Annotated in this window: 12 protein-coding genes; 6 read left to right on the top strand and 6 right to left on the bottom strand. The window is 54.2% G+C overall.

The window, feature by feature from the left end:
• The first annotated feature begins 225 nt into the window (after positions 1-225).
• From PLN84_RS00320 to PLN84_RS00295, 6 genes are all read left to right on the top strand, one after another.
• Positions 226-1,215 carry a GDP-mannose 4,6-dehydratase gene (locus tag PLN84_RS00320; RefSeq protein ID WP_292385216.1) on the top strand — a complete coding sequence of 330 codons (990 nt, stop codon included), beginning with the start codon at positions 226-228 and terminating at the stop codon, positions 1,213-1,215.
• Between the two features lies 1 nt (position 1,216).
• Positions 1,217-1,933 carry a sugar phosphate nucleotidyltransferase gene (locus PLN84_RS00315; RefSeq protein ID WP_292385218.1) on the top strand — a complete coding sequence of 239 codons (717 nt, stop codon included), beginning with the start codon at positions 1,217-1,219 and terminating at the stop codon, positions 1,931-1,933.
• The gene (locus PLN84_RS00310; protein WP_292385220.1) at positions 1,926-3,104 is read left to right on the top strand and encodes a DegT/DnrJ/EryC1/StrS family aminotransferase; all 1,179 of its coding nucleotides are present in this window, start codon (positions 1,926-1,928) and stop codon (positions 3,102-3,104) included. Before PLN84_RS00315 ends, PLN84_RS00310 begins: the two co-directional genes overlap by 8 nt.
• 4 nt (positions 3,105-3,108) lie before the next feature.
• Positions 3,109-3,768 carry a PHP domain-containing protein gene (locus PLN84_RS00305; RefSeq protein ID WP_292385222.1) on the top strand — a complete coding sequence of 220 codons (660 nt, stop codon included), beginning with the start codon at positions 3,109-3,111 and terminating at the stop codon, positions 3,766-3,768.
• 160 nt (positions 3,769-3,928) lie between these two features.
• Entirely contained in the window at positions 3,929-5,350 is a 1,422-nt protein-coding gene (locus PLN84_RS00300) for an aminotransferase class I/II-fold pyridoxal phosphate-dependent enzyme (RefSeq protein WP_292385223.1), read from the top strand.
• Between the two features lie 24 nt (positions 5,351-5,374).
• Positions 5,375-6,352: a GNAT family N-acetyltransferase gene (locus PLN84_RS00295; RefSeq protein WP_292385225.1), complete on the top strand. Its 978-nt coding sequence runs from the start codon at positions 5,375-5,377 to the stop codon at positions 6,350-6,352.
• Between the two features lie 357 nt (positions 6,353-6,709).
• Here PLN84_RS00295 and PLN84_RS00290 read toward each other — a convergent pair whose 3' ends face one another.
• The 6 genes from PLN84_RS00290 to PLN84_RS00265 form a co-directional block, all read right to left on the bottom strand.
• Positions 6,710-8,194 carry a flippase gene (locus PLN84_RS00290; RefSeq protein WP_292385227.1) on the bottom strand — a complete coding sequence of 495 codons (1,485 nt, stop codon included), beginning with the start codon at positions 8,192-8,194 and terminating at the stop codon, positions 6,710-6,712.
• Between the two features lie 290 nt (positions 8,195-8,484).
• Positions 8,485-10,350: a hypothetical protein gene (locus PLN84_RS00285; protein WP_292385228.1), complete on the bottom strand. Its 1,866-nt coding sequence runs from the start codon at positions 10,348-10,350 to the stop codon at positions 8,485-8,487.
• Positions 10,351-10,357: 7 nt separating this feature from the next.
• Positions 10,358-10,747, bottom strand: a complete 390-nt coding sequence (locus PLN84_RS00280) for a hypothetical protein (protein WP_299953469.1) — start codon at positions 10,745-10,747, stop codon at positions 10,358-10,360.
• 159 nt (positions 10,748-10,906) lie between these two features.
• A complete protein-coding gene (locus tag PLN84_RS00275) occupies positions 10,907-12,100 on the bottom strand; it encodes a glycosyltransferase family 4 protein (RefSeq protein ID WP_292385231.1) in 1,194 nt (397 codons plus the stop codon).
• Between the two features lie 826 nt (positions 12,101-12,926).
• A complete protein-coding gene (locus PLN84_RS00270; RefSeq protein WP_348531851.1) occupies positions 12,927-15,248 on the bottom strand; it encodes a CARDB domain-containing protein in 2,322 nt (773 codons plus the stop codon).
• Positions 15,249-17,230: 1,982 nt separating this feature from the next.
• A complete protein-coding gene (locus PLN84_RS00265; RefSeq protein ID WP_299954978.1) occupies positions 17,231-18,373 on the bottom strand; it encodes a glycosyltransferase family 4 protein in 1,143 nt (380 codons plus the stop codon).
• Positions 18,374-18,405: the final 32 nt, after the last annotated feature.

Genomic DNA, 18,405 nt, shown 5'->3' with positions numbered 1-18,405 from the left:
AGAGAGCAAATCCACGAAACTGGTAGTCACGGTGAGGTACTGCAACATCCGATTCAGGTTATTCTGCAATCGCAGTCCTGGAACCAGGGTGGTTGCGACACCAGCCGCAACCGGGGATACCCCCCGATGAGATCCTGGATACATGGATACGCATATATACCACGCTGCGCATCCAGGGTTTGCTTACTGCTTTACGCGCATCAAGAGGGAAAGGAGTCATTTGTGATGGATTGGGCTGAAAAAAGAGTATTGGTGACCGGGGCCGGGGGTTTCATCGGTAGCCACCTGACAGAACATCTGGCCGACCGTGGAGCAGATGTGCGGGCGTTTGTCCGCTACAACTCAAGGAACGACCTGGGCCTCCTGCGGCTGCTCCCTGAAGAGAGGCTAGACCAGGTACGTATCCTCATGGGCGACCTGCGGGATGCAGACGCCCTTCGCACCGCTGTCCATGACGTTGATATCGTCTTTCATCTGGGGTCGCTCATCGCCATTCCCTACTCCTACATCCACCCGCGGGAGACGGTGGAGACGAACCTGCTCGGCGCACTCAACGTCTTTGAGGCAGCCCGGGATTCTGGTGTCGAGAAGATTGTCCACACCTCGACGAGTGAGGTCTATGGGACTGCACGCTATGTTCCGATCGACGAGGACCACCCGCTCCAGGGACAGTCCCCCTACTCTGCAAGTAAGATCGGGGCCGACAAGGTGGCCGAGAGTTTCTACCGGGCCTTCGACGTCCCCATCGCCACGATACGACCATTTAACACTTACGGCCCGCGGCAGTCTGCACGGGCTGTGATTCCGACCATTATCGCACAAGCACTGGTGCAGGAGGAGGTAGCACTTGGTGCAACGTATCCGACGCGGGATTATACCTACGTCGACGATCTGGTGCGTGCGTTTGTTCTCATCGCCGAATCTCCAAGAACGGTAGGGGAGGTAATAAATATCGGATCAAACTATGAGGTCTCGATCGGGGCCATTGCTGAGAAGGTTGCATCGCTTATAGGAAAAGAGATCGAGATCGTCGTCGAGAGTGCTCGCCTGCGACCGAAGAAGAGTGAGGTAGAGCGGTTGTGGTGCGACAACACCAGGGCACGGAGCCTCGTGGGTTGGTCTCCTTCTGTGCCCCTGGAGGAAGGACTTGTGCGAACAATTGCGTGGTTTCGGGAACATCTGGACCTTTATCGGTCCAATCACTACGTGACCTGATATGAGAGCAGTTATTCTCGCCGGCGGCAAGGGGCGGAGACTCGAACCCTACACGACCATCATCCCCAAACCACTTATGCCCATTGGGGATAAGCCGACCCTTGAGATCATCCTCCGCCAACTTCAGGGACATGGCGTCAGGGATGTGACGATAGCGGTGGGGCACCTCGCCGAACTTATCATGGCATTCTTCGGTGACGGGAGCAGGTTCGGGCTCTCGATTACCTACTCGTGGGAGGAGAGGCCGCTTGGGACCGCAGGATGCCTTGGGCTCATAAAGAACGACCTTGCTGAACCGTTTCTGATGATGAACGGTGACGTCCTAACGACCCTGCCGTTCTCCAAGTTTATGGACTTTCACCAGAGGAGCGGGGCCGTTGCGACGGTGGCTCTCAACAAGAGGAATTACTTCGTTGATTTTGGGATCGTGGATACCGACGGGGACGAGAACATCGTTGGGTATACCGAAAAGCCAGGGTTTGAGCATTTTGTGAGCATGGGCATCTACGCATTTGACCCGAAAGTCCTCGAGTATATTCCGTCACACGAATACATCGATTTCCCGGACCTGATCAAGGTTCTGCTGGCAGCAGGTGAGACCATCAAAGCATACAAATACGACGGCTACTGGCTGGACATCGGAAGGTTCGACGACTACAAGAAGGCGAATAACGAGATCGCTGCACTCCACGGGACACTGGGTGTTGGGGATGAGTGAGACGGCATGGAAGATCCCTCTCTCCGATATCGTGATGGACGATGATGAGATCGATGCAGTCAGGGATGTTCTGGTGTCAAAGTGGCTCTCCATGGGGCCGGTGACCGAGGAGTTCGAAGCAGCATTTGCCCGTTACCTCGGCGTAAAGCATGCGTTTGCGGTATCGAGCGGGACGGCGGCACTGCACATCGCACACGCGGTGCTCGGCATCGGGAGCGGTGATGAGGTCATAACGCCATCGCTCACGTTTGTTGCAACAGCGAACTCGGTCCTCTACTGTGGAGCGAAACCAGTCTTTGCCGATATTGTCGGAACAGATAATTTGAACATCTCATGGGAAGAGATCGGGGCGAGGGTCTCGCCCCGGACACGGGCGATCACCGTCGTCCATTACGGGGGGTATCCCTGTGACATGCAGCCGATCCTGGAGGTCGCTCGCGATCATGATCTCCGGGTCATCGAGGATACGGCGCATGCAGTCGGTGCGACCTATAAGGGGCGGAAGTGCGGGACAATAGGGGACATTGGGTGTTTCAGCTTCTTTGCGAACAAGAACCTTTCTACCGGCGAAGGGGGCATGGTCGTGACCGACGACGACAAACTTGCCGAGAAGATCAAGGTCCTGCGCTCGCACGGCATGACCACGATGACCTGGGACAGGCATCGGGGGCACGGGTATAGTTACGATGTCACCGATCTTGGGTATAATTACCGCATCAGTGAGGTCGCCTCCGCGCTCGGCATCGTCCAGCTCCGGCGCCTGAAGCAGAACAACGCGCGACGGAAGCGTATCGCTGACCGGTATCGAAAGGCGCTTGAGGGGACCGAAGGTATAGGGTGCCCGTTCGGCGGGAGAATCGATGGTGAATCCTCGCACCATATCTTCCCGGTAGTTCTCTCCAGGGACCTCCCAAGAGCCGAGCTTCAGGCGGAGATGAAGAAGCGGGGGATCCAGACGAGCATCCACTATCCTCCGATCCATCTCTTCACTTACTACCGGAGGCTTTTCGGGGATACGCGGGGGTCGCTCCTGAAGACAGAGTTTATCGGGGAACATGAAATGACGTTGCCGCTCTACCCAGGCATGACCGAGGAGGGGGTGGACTGCATCTGCACCGCTATCGACGAGGTTACCCCGGCCATCCTGGCAGAAAAAAAGGTTTCCAGATGATGAGATGATCGCCGATCTGCACATTCACTCCCGCTGTTCCCGGGATTCTCTTATGGACCCCGCCAAAATTGTAAGTATTGCCAGGAAGCGGGGCCTCGCCGGCATAGCAGTAACGGACCACAACACCATTCGCGGAGGCATCCTTGCCCATGAGGCAAATCGGGACAAAGATTTCCTGGTTGTCATCGGTGCAGAGATAAAAACAGAGTACGGCGACATTCTGGGCCTGTTTCTCGATGCGGAGATCGTAGCACGGAAGTTTGACGATGTAGTCAAGGAGATCCGGGCCCAGGGCGGCCTTGCTGTCCTTGCCCATCCCTACCGGCAATATCCTTCACCCAGATCCCTGATGGAGCAGGTGGATCTCATTGAAGTATTTAATAGCAGGTCACGGCGTCGCATCAACGCGATCGCTGCGACGCTTGGGCAGCCCTCCGGAAAACCGGTGACCGGTGGGAGCGATGCACATGTTTACACTGAGATCGGGAGGGGTGTTACAATCTGCGCAGGCACAGACCTCGAGAAGGCGCTCCGGGTTGGAGAGACTACAGTGAGGGGGCAGGAGTCAAACTACTACATCGTGCACGGGTTGAGTTACACCATCGAGAAACTCAAAGGCCTGACCAGGGCCGGGAAAGGTGGCAACAGCGGGTTTATCTGCTAGTGCGAGATGGCGCCTCCGGGCAATCTGGAGGATGATGCTCCACTCCTCCCTCGACCAACACCAGCAGGGGGATGGCCCGGCCGGGGCTCTTCACCCGGGGGAGAAGATTATATACGTGCTGCGATCACTGCACCCTGTCCATTGTCTTGGGGGAGAAATAATGTTAGCGCGGTCTCGAGCATACCTGAACGTCGAGCGGATCGTCGATACACTGTCTGGAGAAGACTTGGAGGATGAGAACCACATCCTCGACTTCGAGAACCGTTTTCGCGATTACATCGGGGCAGAACGGTGCTATGCGACAAACCAGGCCCGTGCAGCCCTGCTAATAGCGTTACGGGCTTTGAACATCTCTCCGGGCGACGAGGTGCTTGTTCCTGACTTCACCTACGAGGGGGTCGTCGACGTCATCCTGGAGTCCGGGGCGACCCCGGTTTTCGTCGAACCGGCACTTGACGACTTCAACGTCCCGTCAGGGCATTTTGAAGAGAAGATAACAAACCGGACAAAAGCGATAATTGCAACGCACCTCTTTGGAATCCCATGCGATATCGCGGACTTACCGGCCATTGCCAAGGATAACGGCTGCTCTGTCATAGAGGACTGTGCCCAGTGCCTCGGTGCGGAGTTTGAGGGGAAGAACACCGGGATATTAGGAGATTTTGCTATTTTTAGTTTTAACTACGAAAAACACCTCACGACTGGCGAAGGGGGGATGCTGGCCGTCAACAATCCGGCCTTTTTCGAAGATGTGGAGCGGGTCATAAAATCCTGCATGCGTATGCCGCTCTACAATGAGAAATGCTACGTCTACGGCATGCTCATCCAACATATGGCCACAGAGCGGGCAGTCTACAAAACAGACCTTCTCGCATACTTTGGTCAGAACTGCTGCCGGGCCGATCAAGAGATCTTCGGTCTTATAGATAACCTGGTACAGAGGTGCGCAGCATGGGAAGACATTCAGGATGCTCTTCTCCCATACATCGAACGGGAGATCGATAAGACCGGTTATGTACCGCCCCATATGAGGAACGTGGTTGTGAAGAAAGCGCTCTTGCGCGCAGGAGAGGTCAAGTCAAGAGTCTTCCGCCCGCCCATCAAGAGAATAGGGTCAGGTAACTTGCTGATGGGCGTTCCAAGGGCTCTCGCGGGGTTTTGGGGATTAAAAGACCTTCAGGCGGTAAACGCGATCCGGAACAGGAATGCCCACCTCATTTACGACGCCATGCAGGATAACCCGTCCTTCTTACTCCCGAAGGTCTCCCCAGGTAAGGTTCCCGCATTCCTGAAATGCAACATGATAAACCAGACCAACCACCCGCTCTCCGCAATCATCAGGAACGCAAGAATCCGGGGATACGAGATGGGGAACATCCAGTGGCCAAGGCCGGTACACCTGCTTCCCCGGTTCCGGCACGTCGCGTCACGACTGAGAGATGCGTTTCCCGTAACCAGTTACCTGACCGGGCGAATCATCAATATCCCAGTCCACTGCGGCGTGACCCCGGATGATATCGAGGGTATGACTGCCTGCCTTGCGGGGTTTAGCGACAACACCAGGCCAGGTAGGGAGATATAGCAGGTTGTGTGGTGGCAGTGACTTATGCAGTTTGAGTACACTGATTCAGTCTCTCCCGGCACCTGGAGATCGTTTCTTGATGGCAGAGAGAACGTCTATTTCTTCCATACCCCCGAGTGGGCGAAGATCATGAAAGAGGCGTTCAACTATCGAGTTGCGACAAGGCTATACCATACCCCCGAGGGCGACATACTCATCCCGATGATGGAGTCGCGACGGTTCGGGTTTTCCTTCTACCAGGCCGTCCCCCACGGATACGGCGGTATTTTCTCATCTTCGGACGCCTCCGACAGACTCCTGCTGAGTGTAATCGCCAGCATGGCCGGAGGGAGGCATCTTTCCCTTGATATCGCGCTGCCGCCAGGCGCCACGTTGCAGGCTGACGGCCTCCCCCGTATCCGGAAGACCCTATCCCAATGGAATTATACACACATCGTGCGCCTGCGGGGGCCTGGAGGTGCGGTGGAGGAGAAATATAACAGGCATGTGCGGCGGGATATCAGGGTTGCCGAGCGGAACCATGTCGAGACCGTCCAGAAAGATAGTCTCATGCAGTTTCGACAGTATTACGCCCTCTACGAGAGGAGAGCAAGAGAGTGGGGACATCGAATACCACCCTATTCCCTAGATTTCTATGATCTCCTGCACCGCTACGGCCGCCCGTATGTCCAGGTGCGCCTGGCAGAGATGCACGGTGCAGTTATCGGAGGTCTCGTGACGTTCGAGTACATGGATACCATGTTCACATGGAGCAACGCAGCCCCGGAAGCGTCCCGTTCTTTCCGCCCAATTCATCTGCTCCTTCACGATGCCCTACAGTCTGCTCAAGAGAAGGGATACTCACTTGTAAACCTCGGGGGAAGCGGGAATCTGCAGGGAGTTCAAAAATTTAAAGAAAGCTTCGGCGCCACACGGGTCGACCTTGAAACTTACCGTATCGAGTCCCGGCTGGCCCTGCTTGCTCAGATAGGTCGGAAGCCGCTGACCTCTACAAAGCAGTGAGATCCGTGGTTTTGCGTCAAGAGGATCGCGCCAGATTCCCAGGAGCCAGCACTGTTGCTCTTAAGTAGTACGATCTGTAATTGTTTCTGGACCTCATCTCTCTGATTCGAGTGGAGATCATACCTTTGGGGAGACCGACGAGGAGAGACCTGATCACAATGTGGATCTCTCTCAATTCACCGTTCCATCTGCCGCACTCACCTCCTCTGCGTACTCATGCACACGGTAACTATCGAGTCGCCACCAGGGGGTGGATCTCCGTTTGCCTATATCGAGCAGGTGGCCAGTGCGTCCATCATCACCGCTTTGGGCTACTCCCATATTCATTTCGGTTCCTATGGCGGAGCGATCCTCTGATCAGCGTCTATTGAGACGACCTGCGGCGATGCGCACGAATATCGGGGAGACCATACTGAAGAACTCTCTTTTATCGTCAGGTGTCAGTAAAATCCGGTAAATATAGACACCATACAGACCAGTGAAGAGAACTGCAAGTACATATGGGTGAATCATGTCCCGCAACAGGAAAAAAGCAATTATAAGTACTGTGATGACCCCAAACGTTGTTATGATAGTCGCGGACTCGATCCGTATATCAAAGACATGATGAAGTACCCAGAGTATCAGCACTGCGAGTATCGTGTACGATCCGACCGTGCCGATAGCCGCACCGGTTATACCCAACAGGGGAATGAGCGTCACGTCGAAACAGACGTTGGCTCCCGCCATCACGAGGGTCGCCTTTGAAGAGAGCCCGGGCCTGTTCATGGCGCTGATGGCCGGTCCAATGGATGATACCGCTCCGAATACAATCATCCCATACACGAGGATAATGATGACTGGCACGGCCGGCAAGTAAGCAGGGCCGAAAACGAACGTGATAATTGCCTCGGAGAGACAGATGAGGACAAGGCCCACCGTCGAAAGAAGGATCAGGCAGTACCTAATTGACCTAGTTATCACGGCCTCAACTGCATCTCGAAGACCTTTGCTGTAATACTCTGATATCGCGGGGTAACTGACCGTGGAGATCGAACCGGGGAGCGAGAGAAAGGCCACCCGGGCTATTGCGAACGCAACCGCATACCAGCCGACATCAGCATCCGTCAGCATATACCCAATGAGGAGAGTGTCGGTATAGGTGTTGATTAGGAAGATCGCACCTGCGATGAAAACCTGACTCCCAAATGTCAGTATCTTCTTTGTTGTCGCCCAGTGGTCGACAACCTGGAGGCTGAAGTGCCGGCGGGCGACCGAGATGACAAACGCAAACGTCCCGATCTCGGTCAACAACAGTGCCAACACTGCTCCGGCCGCACCAAAGCCCGAAAGTATGAATAGCGTCGCCAGCACTATCAGAAGGAACGAGCGGAGTATGAATCGGAACGAGTAGGATCTCATCTCCCGCAGCCCGTTCAGGAGGCTGAGGAGCGTAGTGTTGACGACAGAGAGCGATATAGCAGGCGCAATAATCCGGATAAGGCCAGCCAAATCCGGCATCCCAAAGATCTCTGCAATTTCTCCTGAGAAGAGGAAGAAGACAAGACTGGCTACGGTACCGAGCAGGATTGAATTGATAACTCCTGTGGTGACGATGGTGTTCAGCCGCTCCTGATCGTCCTTGTAGTCAGCCACGTACTTTACGATCGTCTCCGGGATGCCGATGCCCGCGACCAGCGTAGATACGGTGAATAGAGTCAGCGTAAGGGTGTATAGCCCGAAGTCCGCTGGACCAAGCCACCGGCTCAGTATGATGTTTAAGAGAAAACCAGAGCCGAGAGCGACGATCTGACTGACAAACACCCAGCTGATATCGAATGCAAACTTGGAAGAACCCTTCATATGCTACCTGATCCGACCCATGGTGACATCTAATACATCGCTGGCATTTATACCAGAGTTCTGTTCAAGACTGCGGGAGCAAGAGATAGCTGTAATCCAGTATAAAAGATAGGATCTGAAGGGTGCCTGACCAATCTTCTGTTTAGATACGCTGCGATACCCCTAGCATCCAGACGACTACAGGCACAACCTCCGATCGTCCGACCCGCATAGTTTTCCTCACCACTGGCAGCACCCTCAGCATGCTTCATGATTACATGGCTACAAATATCCACATCGGTTCACCAAGTTTACGAGTTATTGAGCACAAACAGGCTGGCTGAACCTGATTCATACACCCTGTCATACTCTTCCCTATCGAGTGTTCTCTCCGGGTCATGCGTTAACCGAAACATCCCATCGTAACAGATAATAGTATGATCCCTGATATAGTCCCGTACCAGAACTGTGCTTATTCCATGCGAACGATAGGCCCCCTCGATGAGCATCTCGTCGATAGGTATGATGAAATCTGGATCTGAGGCGACGTAATTCACAACCCGAGCATACCTGTCCGCCCCGACCGGGCCAGCCCGTATGCTATCCACCGTGTCAAATGCCCGCAACTCCGACTTCGTGAATCCGGTTCTTACGGCACTGTTCGGTGAGAGAAACGGATTGTCGTTGTTTGCTGCCGGGCTTGCGATCATGGCAAAGACAAAGAGGCTGATGCATGCAGCAAACAGGAGCGTAACCGTTCTTTTGCGGGACCGCCCTATAACCAGTAGTAGCGATGCCGTGAGCGGGACAGAGAGGAATATCTGGGCGAAGTACCACCACCTGTGCTCGATGAACGAGAGCCCCGTCACGAGCGGAAAGAAACCGAGGGCAAGAATGGTGATCCCCACCACCCCTAGGGCAAAACCATTCCTCTCCCTTCGTGCCACCAGGTAAAAGATGCCGACGAGACTCAGAGCGAAGAAGAGGAACATGCCAGTGTTGTTAAAGATCTGTTCTAGAACCGGCACAAACTCGTGATAAATGTCGATAACTCTTGGATTCTGGACGAAGTAGTCTTGGGAAAAACCCTGCCGGATCAAGTCCAAGAGAACTGCAAAATGCCCTGAGACAAAGTACCACCACCCAAGCATGGTAGCCAGAAATAGTGAGGCCAGAGCCAATGTAACAGGATACGCTTCCGTGCTGCCGTCTCTCCTGATGTGGTCGTAGAATCTACATGCACCCCACGTCAAATAGAGCACCAACGCCATGCATGCTGCTGTGATGGTGTGTGTCAGGATGATGGCAAAAAGGAGGATGAGCGCAAGGTTTCTAGCCCAAATTGGGCTGGTAGATTTTAGTTTGAATAGAAGATAGATGACAAGGGCCATAAATACCGCGGCGAAGGCATTAGGGATCGACACGACACCCATGCTGATCTGCTGGTTTGCGGTGATCAGCATGAGCCCGCCCAGCAGCCCGATCCGCTCATCATTGAAGAGGGCCGTTCCAAGGGAGTAGATGACCAGCGGGAAGATTACAAGCTGCGCCAGGCTCACTGAAAACATCGTCGCGAGCCTATAGTCCAATCCAGCCAGGAGCGAGGTTCCGGCAATCTCCAGGTGGAAGAGCGGTATGTAGGTGTACATGTAGCCTTGGGGAATAGTATGGAGATCCAGCATCTGTAATACAAACATCTTGTGCGCCCAGGGGTCAGATTGCATCATACCCGGGATGATCAGGATCTGCGACCACACCACCGATATTCCAAGGAGAATTACCTGCAACAGAATCTCGGACGCCTTTCTCCGACATGGAAGGAGAGTTTCGACAGCGATGACACCAGCCATGAGCGAAGTCAGGATGAAGTAACCAGGCGGCCGCTCATACTGAGAGGCGCGGAGGTAGAGCACGGCGATGCTCAACACATAAAGGGCTAGGAAGAGAATGAACAGCACGGCGGAGAGCCGATCCTTACCGGGACTCACTCCGGCGAGCTGCGGTCCCGGAAACGCCGATTGTGCATTCTCCCTGATAGCAAGCCAGAGCAGGCAAGAGAGGAGGACAAGGACACCGGCAAGCATGTATACCAGGCGTCCAGTAGTGAGCGCGAGGTAGATGACAAGGATAACCGAGGCGACGATGCCGAGGTAGGCGAGGGCCTTATCTAGATGCACGCGGCGATCAACTCCCGAGCCCGTCGATGATGGCAGTGGATTGCGCCACCACCCGTTCGGAGGTGATCTCCGGTTCCACGCACTCCCTAGCGACCCTAGAAACCGGTACCGGGTTCCAGCGCCCGAGGACATCTAGGATAGAGATTACGATGTCTTCCAGGGTGTTTGATGCTAAGGTAAAATCAGTTTCACCATCCCTAATGAAGTCGGGCACAGTACCCACGAGTGCGGCGAGTGCGGGCGTGCTGCAGACCACAGCCTCGATACTGAGGCTCGGAAGCCCGACTGTATAGGAAGGGGGCACAAGCAGCCTGATGCTGTTGGGATCAGGGGAGAAGTCCTCGTGTCGGTTCCACCCCGCGATCATCACCTGCCCAACAATGCTATTCTCGAACACCCGCCCGACGTTCCCCACCACTAGCGGGGTTCGTTCATCCGTAAGACTTGACAGAATCCCAACGGGGTTGGCGGTGGGGCGCAGATCCGATCGCTCGATCGGAGAGGTAAGCGGTCCAACAGCAATCTCTCCCGTGATAGTCCCTGCGTACAGTTCAGATCACCTCTCCCGATAAGCGCCGATAGGCGCTGTAGTCCGTCCACCGTACTCCCCAACTACATCCTTATAGATCCCAACATAGCGCTCGGCAACCCTCGACCAGTCGTAATCATCAACCCTGGCCGCTGCCGCCCGACCAATTCTCTCGCATGCAGCATCGTCTCCCAAGAGCAAGAGTATCCTCTCACCGAGCCCAGCCGCGTCTTCAGAACGGAATATGATCCCAGTCACCCCGTCCTCAACGATACCGGGGTGGGACATATCTGACGCGATTACGGGTTTGCCGAACGCTGCGGCCTCAAAAAGGGGAGAGGGCTGACAGTCCCATCGGGACGGGACGACCACTATCTTGCACTGCCGGTAGCAGCAGTATTTCTCCTCGTCCGGCACGAAACCGAGAAAGGTGACGTTCCTCTCAAGCCCCAGGTCCCGGGCAAGTCTCCGGAGTTCGGGTTCCTGGGGCCCTTTTCCCCCGATACAGACCCTGAGGTCTGGGAATGCCTCCACTACGCCCGGCAAAGCCCTCAACAGAACATCCGCACCCTTCAGCCGGATGAGCGTGTTGATAAAGACGATATCTGGTCCTTCCCCCGGCAGGAGAGAGAGAAGTGGCGACCGGAGCCGTTCGAGGTCAAGCCCAGCGGCAACGACGTGGACTCGACCGTTTTCCGGCGTGCGGAGAAGTTCACTGACTGATGAGGCATCTACAACAATTTCGGGGGCACGTGAGAGTACCCACCGTTCGTTCAGGATGAAGAAGGTGTGGAAGATGTATGAGAGAGCCCGATCTAGCGGGCGCATATCCTCACGGTAGTATGCAATCTCTCTCTCCAAGACGCCAAACGCTGTCACGAGGGTGGGGTAGTCGCTCCGCAGGAGCATGCATGCTGTGGAATAGGGATACTGGGTAGAGAGCACATGGACAATATCAGGCCCGATGGAGCTGACTGTCTTTGCCATCCTGTAGAGCACTAGAGGATGGAAATACGGGAAGGAGAGCAGATCGCCCTTACGGAGAATGTGATAGGTAAGCCCGTCTTCCTGCCGTGTAGCGTTTACGCTACCCATAGTGATGAGATGCAGATCGATATCATCATGCCCGGCAAGGCGTGATATCAGTTCTGATGTGTAGATGTTTGAACCTTTATACGATTCCATCTCTCTGGCATATTGGCAGAGAAGGGCCACTTTCATGGACATCTCCCTTCAGGTTATGGTACGCCGTCCGAGTAAGGTCGTTAACTACTCAATCATACGGTGCAAGAACGTAGTTATCATCATTGCATATATAGTTTCACGTATAAATCGGCAGGCTGAATGAAAGAGCGCACGTCCCGGATCGCTGTCCAGGATACCCGGAAAGCGGGAATGAGATCATGCAGGATCAACTGGCAATCCAAGCAACATCGACGTTATTGGTCCATTTATGAGAGAGACTAACCTTGATGTTGTACTCACCGAACACCAAGATCTGACCCTCTAACAGGTCGTAGATCTGCATTCCGTAGTCGCCAGTAGATTACAGTTTACAACCTCGCAGCCATGGAGGAGGCCCAATCCCTCGATCGCGAAGAGATCGGTTTGAGTGTGATTGAACCAGTGTTCCCTGTGGACCATCCTTATCGATGACGGTAGCAAGGAGACACTTCCTGAGAATATCCAATCCACAGGCTTTCGCTCATATGTCCTCACGCTAAGGTTTGGACGGAACGGACTGCCATTGAAGATCAATTTCGCATCAGTTTACTTCAACACAAGTATGGCCCCAAATGACAAATATGTCAATTTGAAGAATAGATTTAGCCCTAAAACGCCCCAACCCCTATTAGATCACACCATAGACCCGAGCTACGACGAGGAAAGTATTTTCAACAATTCAGTTTCTGATCTGCGCAGCCTCATAAGCGTTTGGGATATGCTCCACCAGTAACGTTCACGAGAGCGGCAGAGAAATTTCCGGCTAGCAACCGGGCAAAATAAAGCAGGAGAGAGGGAGATATCTCCGCTCCCGGTACAGGCGTTAGAGCGAGGAAGTCCTGCCGAAGAAGAAGTCAGCGAGCAGGGCAACGTCGTTCCAGTCCACAGTGCCGTTTCCGTCAAGGTCGGCAGCCGTGTTGGGGGTGGTCTTCCCCTGCGCCATCTCGGCAGCGACCGTCACGTCGGCCCAGTCAACACTGCCATCTCCGTTGAGGTCTCCCCTGACGGGAGCCGGGGTGGCGCCGACGACGATCTCCTTGCTCATAACGTTGTTGGTCTCATCAGCCTCGGCAATCCGATCGATATCATCCACCCAGGCTTGGACGGTGTGCGTCCCGGAAGTTGCCTCCCAGATGGCAGAACCACTCGGACCGCCGTTCGCGGTCACGGTCACCCATTCACCAGGTGGGATCGCAGAGGTGTGGCTATCCGACCAGACAGTAAGACTGTCGTCCACGAGGAAAGCAACACCGGTGATGACTCCCGCAGGCGCGGGGGCAGTCCCCTGATTCTTGAGGGTGGCCGAGAACGTCACCGCACTCCCGGTTGCCGGACTTGCCGGGTTCCAGGAGATGTCAGTCACCACGAGGTCCGGCTTCCCGGAGGGAGCCGGGGTGGCGCCGACGACGATCTCCTTGCTCATAACGTTGTTGGTCTCATCAGCCTCGGCAATCCGATCGATATCATCCACCCAGGCTTGGACGGTGTGCGTCCCGGAAGTTGCCTCCCAGATGGCAGAACCACTCGGACCGCCGTTCGCGGTCACGGTCACCCATTCACCAGGTGGGATCGCAGAGGTGTGGCTATCCGACCAGACAGTAAGACTGTCGTCCACGAGGAAAGCAACACCGGTGATGACTCCCGCAGGCGCGGGGGCAGTCCCCTGATTCTTGAGGGTGGCCGAGAACGTCACCGCACTCCCGGTTGCCGGACTTGCCGGGTTCCAGGAGATGTCAGTCACCACGAGGTCCGGCTTCCCGGAGGGAGTCGGGGTGGTGGGCGTGGGGGTAACCGGTGACGGTTGCTCGCCAGAATACGGTTGCATGGTCAGGCGCGACACGTCGACCGAACCTGATACGGCAACAGGCTGGGCCGCGTTCGACCGGACGGTTCCGGAGAACTGGATGTTCTGACCGTTCGGACACGAGACCGGGGTGCCCCCGCCACCGTAGGTGTCGATATTAAATGAACTATCCCTGATCGGGTATCCGGAGATGCCGAAGACGTTGCTCTTTGAACCGTCACCTTTCGGGTTAACGATGACCAATCCATTTGTAGTTATTTGCCCGGCATCTGCCGCCCTGATTCCGTACTTCTTGGCGTCAACTGAGATACAGTTCTCCAAATGCACATTACTCGTGTAGTCAAGCCAGTACCCGATCTCAGAACCGGTGTCCGTACAATTATAAAGGCTGGCATACGCCGATGGATACCACACAGCATACCCATAATTCCTGTTATCCGCCGCAGTGCAGTTAATGAGAGTCATGTCTCCATGAAGAAAGAACCCGGCGCCGAAAAGGCACCCGTACGAGTCCGAATCTTCTGGACCATTGTAATAATCGTCAGGTTTTTGGCCGTTGTTCTTCGAGACGCAGTCCTGAAGAACAAACCGTGTCTTTTTCGGGGCTGCCTCGACGATGAACCCCGCCTCTAAATTACCTTCCGCGTAACAGCGAATGACCTGGCAGTCCTCGACATCCGCGTTCTCTGCAAGCTGGAACCCACACGTCCACTGGCCGTGCGGAGAATACTGGCTATATCGACCGCAGTTGATCGCTTCACAGTCGATGTAACGAATGTTCCGGATGACCCTTGGCGACCCCTCTCCGGCACTCTGCCACCCGTGCCTGCCGCAGTCAATGGCCTTACAGTTGACAAACTCGATATCCTCCATGACATCATTGCCTACGTAGAGGAAGAAGGCCCCGCCGTAGAAGGAGTTGTCAACGGTTGCCGTGACATTGTGGACTTTCACATGGTCGCTGTTGTAGAGAAAGATTGCGCCAGTGCCTGTCGTCTTGAAATCACGCAGCACGACGTTTTGTTGTGCTTCGCACATTATACGGCCGGAGGACCACGAGAGCCAGGTAGCGTCAGGCCCCTGCCCTTCTAAGACCACATTGCTCGGAATGTTCAGGTTACTATCGAGCTGGAAGGTACCCTCGGTCAGGGTGACCGTGCCTCCCGCACTGCCGAGAGCATTAAGTGCTCGCTGGATCTCAACCTGATCAGCGGTGCCGTCGCAGGTATAATCTGCCTGTGCTTTCGACTGGGCAGAACTGTCACCTGCCGCAACAACCAGAGCGCTGCCGGCCTGCACAATGCAGCCAAGAGCAACGCACCCCAGAAGGAGCAGCAGCACCTTCCGGTGGAGAATGGGGTTTCTTTTGGGTTTTTTCTGTATTTCGTTAACAGGATAGCTCAACCGCATACCTCCTATACTCAAGGGCCGGAGCAGAGGCGCTCCGACGTCCATTATGTATCATAGTTCTACTATATATAGTAATTGATTTTAAAAAACATTTAAAATCACGTATTTATCAAATATAGTGGGTTTTATTAAATATAATTCATTTCCATCAGAATAAACAAACAATATGTTTTGGATATACATATAAATATCACATTATGAGACATAGAACAGAGCACGACAACACCCGCCAATTGACGGATAAAACTTATAGCCTGCCGATTTTTTCGAAAAGGACTTTTTCATGAAGATGACATGAGAAATCATATCTTCCCCAAAGGGTTCAGGCCGGTATGTATCGTAGAACTGGATGGAGAAATGCCAGGATCTCGCCCCAAAACTCTCATGAATGTCTTAGCCACTGGCTCGGTTGACAGATAGCGGGGCATCAGGTGCAGAAAACAAGTGCGCCAGATCCAGATTTCTCTCCGATTGCCCAATGTCCTGAGCCGTGGCGACTATCGTCACGCAATGGAGAGGAGCGAGAAGGGGAGAATCCCCTAAAGGTGGCATTCTCCGGAAAGTCGTGTTTGAAGGCATGGAGAACAGGACACCTTTTCGATATAACTACGATTTTTTGTAAAAATCGCACATGAAGCCGAGAGGGGGGCCAATACACCAGATGAAAACACTCATACCAGTCCGATGCCTCACGGTCCAGGTACGGATAACGTGAGGCTCCCACCGGTTATGAAAAACACTATGTCTGGGAGCCAAACGGCTATTGCACGAACACCCCTTGTTTCCAGATTACCGATTTTCATCAGTTACGAGAGAGGTCGTCCCAATATTCTCCGAACCTTCGGTATACCCTGATCGGAGCACTTATGTCCATTGAATCTGCCGTCTAAGCTGTATCCATGGCTAGGAAGGTGAAACGGCTTTCCATTGGGAGTCGCACCTTCGCACCTGCGGTGCTCGAACTTCGGTTCTACGAACCGTCGCACTTCGCGTTCTTCGCGACTTCACGTGAGGTCACGTCATCACCCTCTCCCGGTAACCGGGTGTTCTCTAGGGGGTGTGCGAAGCACTTCAACAGAGCCCAATTTATAGCAATCATGCCAGATTGATCCCATTTTTCGCCGAGATTACCCTAATATCGGCCACACCGTGCACGAGATTAATCTTTCTGATCCGGTACCGGATCGGAGCGGGTCAGGGAAGATCACCTGGTACACGCCTTTCTCGCACAGTTCAAGGTGGTACCGGTGTAGTGTTGATCAGGTGCCGCAGTTTGCCGGGGTTGGAAAGTACAGGATGCCGTTGAACATATGGAGAACACCTCGGTGATCTCCAGTTAGGGAAATGTTCGATTTTCTGTGGCCGGCGAGAGGTCACATCGGGGCCGCCCGATATGCGGCTTCGTTGGTGGGAACTATTTCTCAACAATTACCCACAGATCATCATCAATTTCCCGGAATACCACGGTCCAGATTTTAATTCGAGAGGCGACATATTTTTAGGACGACCTCAGACAAAGACTCATAATGCGCTCTGTCTACTTGTGCCCTAGGCACAGTTTCGCATCACGGAGAAGGGAGCTGCCCTCACTCCCTGTCGCGATAGCCCACCATGGTCCATTGCACGGGACAAGGCCGGGAAGAGCCGGCCCTGGTTATCCCTGCACCCTATATCTCATGTACGTTTTATATAAAAAACACCTCTGCCGGGAGAAGAGCAATCTCTCCCGCTCCCTCCTGCGAGACGATAACGTGGGAAAACCCTATCCTCAATCCATCTAGCACCGATAGTAGACCTAATAGTTGTTGAACTACGCGATTGTGTCCAGTTCCATGAAAATATTCAACTGCCGACACACCTAGGATGTACTTAGTGCTAGAGATTCCAGCCTGGAAACCGGTAGACGGGAATGATCACCCAAGCATCTGCTCATACAGCCGTTCATATGCGAGTACAACACTATCCCAAGTGTAATTCGATCGCACAAGTTCCCTCCCCCTCGTCGAGAGTTGCTGGCAACGTGCAGCATCATCGAGTAGCTCCGGGATAACATAGGCCAGAGTATGTTCATCACGGGGGGGTACCAAAACAGCATGATCACCAAAATTGTCCCTGATGCAGGGCAGATTCGTTGTGATAATCGGCAGGCCGAAAAACATGGCCTCCAGGATCACTGTAGGCATTCCTTCCGAGAGGGAAGGGAGAACATATGCATCTGATGAGAGATATGCCGAGACGAGATCCTGGAACGCCACCGTCCCCGGGAATCTGACATAAGTGTCGATGTGGTAGCTCCGGGCGAGTTCTCGTGCTTTATCCCGGTAGTCACCATCCCCGATGAAAAGGAAAATCAGATTATCCCGACCCTGCTCGTTTACAATCAGGTCGACCGCCCGCACAAGCGTGTCAACCCCTTTCCTCGTCGAGATCTGCCCGACAAAGAGCACCCTCTTCTTTCCTTCGAGCCCATACGCCTTCTCAAACCCGGTCGTATCCCTGGCCATATAAGGCAGGAAGTCCCCGGATCTGATTGCGTTTGGGATAATAGAGATCTTCTCTCTGCTGACACCAAAGGTCGATACGTACTCCGCATCTGAGGGGGAGAGCGTAACAATCCTGTCCATCCTGTTTACCAGCCAGCGTTCGACCGTCTTCCGGTAGAGCGTCACAAACAGGTCTCTGATCGGATCCCCGAACATATGCTGCCCGTGGTGTGTCAGAACCGTCGGGATACCGGACTCTTTCCAGGCAATAGCTGCACTCAACGCAGCAGCGCTGTATGCGTTATGGACGTGCAAGATGTCAGCTCCCACGAGGTTCTCACTGGGCCTGAAGAAGGATGGCACAAACGGATCGCTGAAGGGGCATGCCAGGCAGGCGTAGCGCTTAACCACGACCCCATTGTCGTTCTCAACCGGGTTACCCTCTGGTATGTTTGCGGTCAAAACAGTTACCTCATGGCCCCGGTCGGCAAGCGCCCTGCCCAGATTATGGACATATCGCTCAATGCCCCCAGTGTGCGGTGGGTAATAGGGTGTAACCTGAACTATTCTCATAAGTATGCCATCACAATCCTCATCAGGAAGTT

The sequence above is a fragment of the Methanoculleus sp. genome (assembly GCF_035363275.1).
Classification (GTDB): Archaea; Halobacteriota; Methanomicrobia; order Methanomicrobiales; family Methanoculleaceae; genus Methanoculleus.
This window is presented reverse-complemented; position numbering and strand designations above follow the sequence as displayed.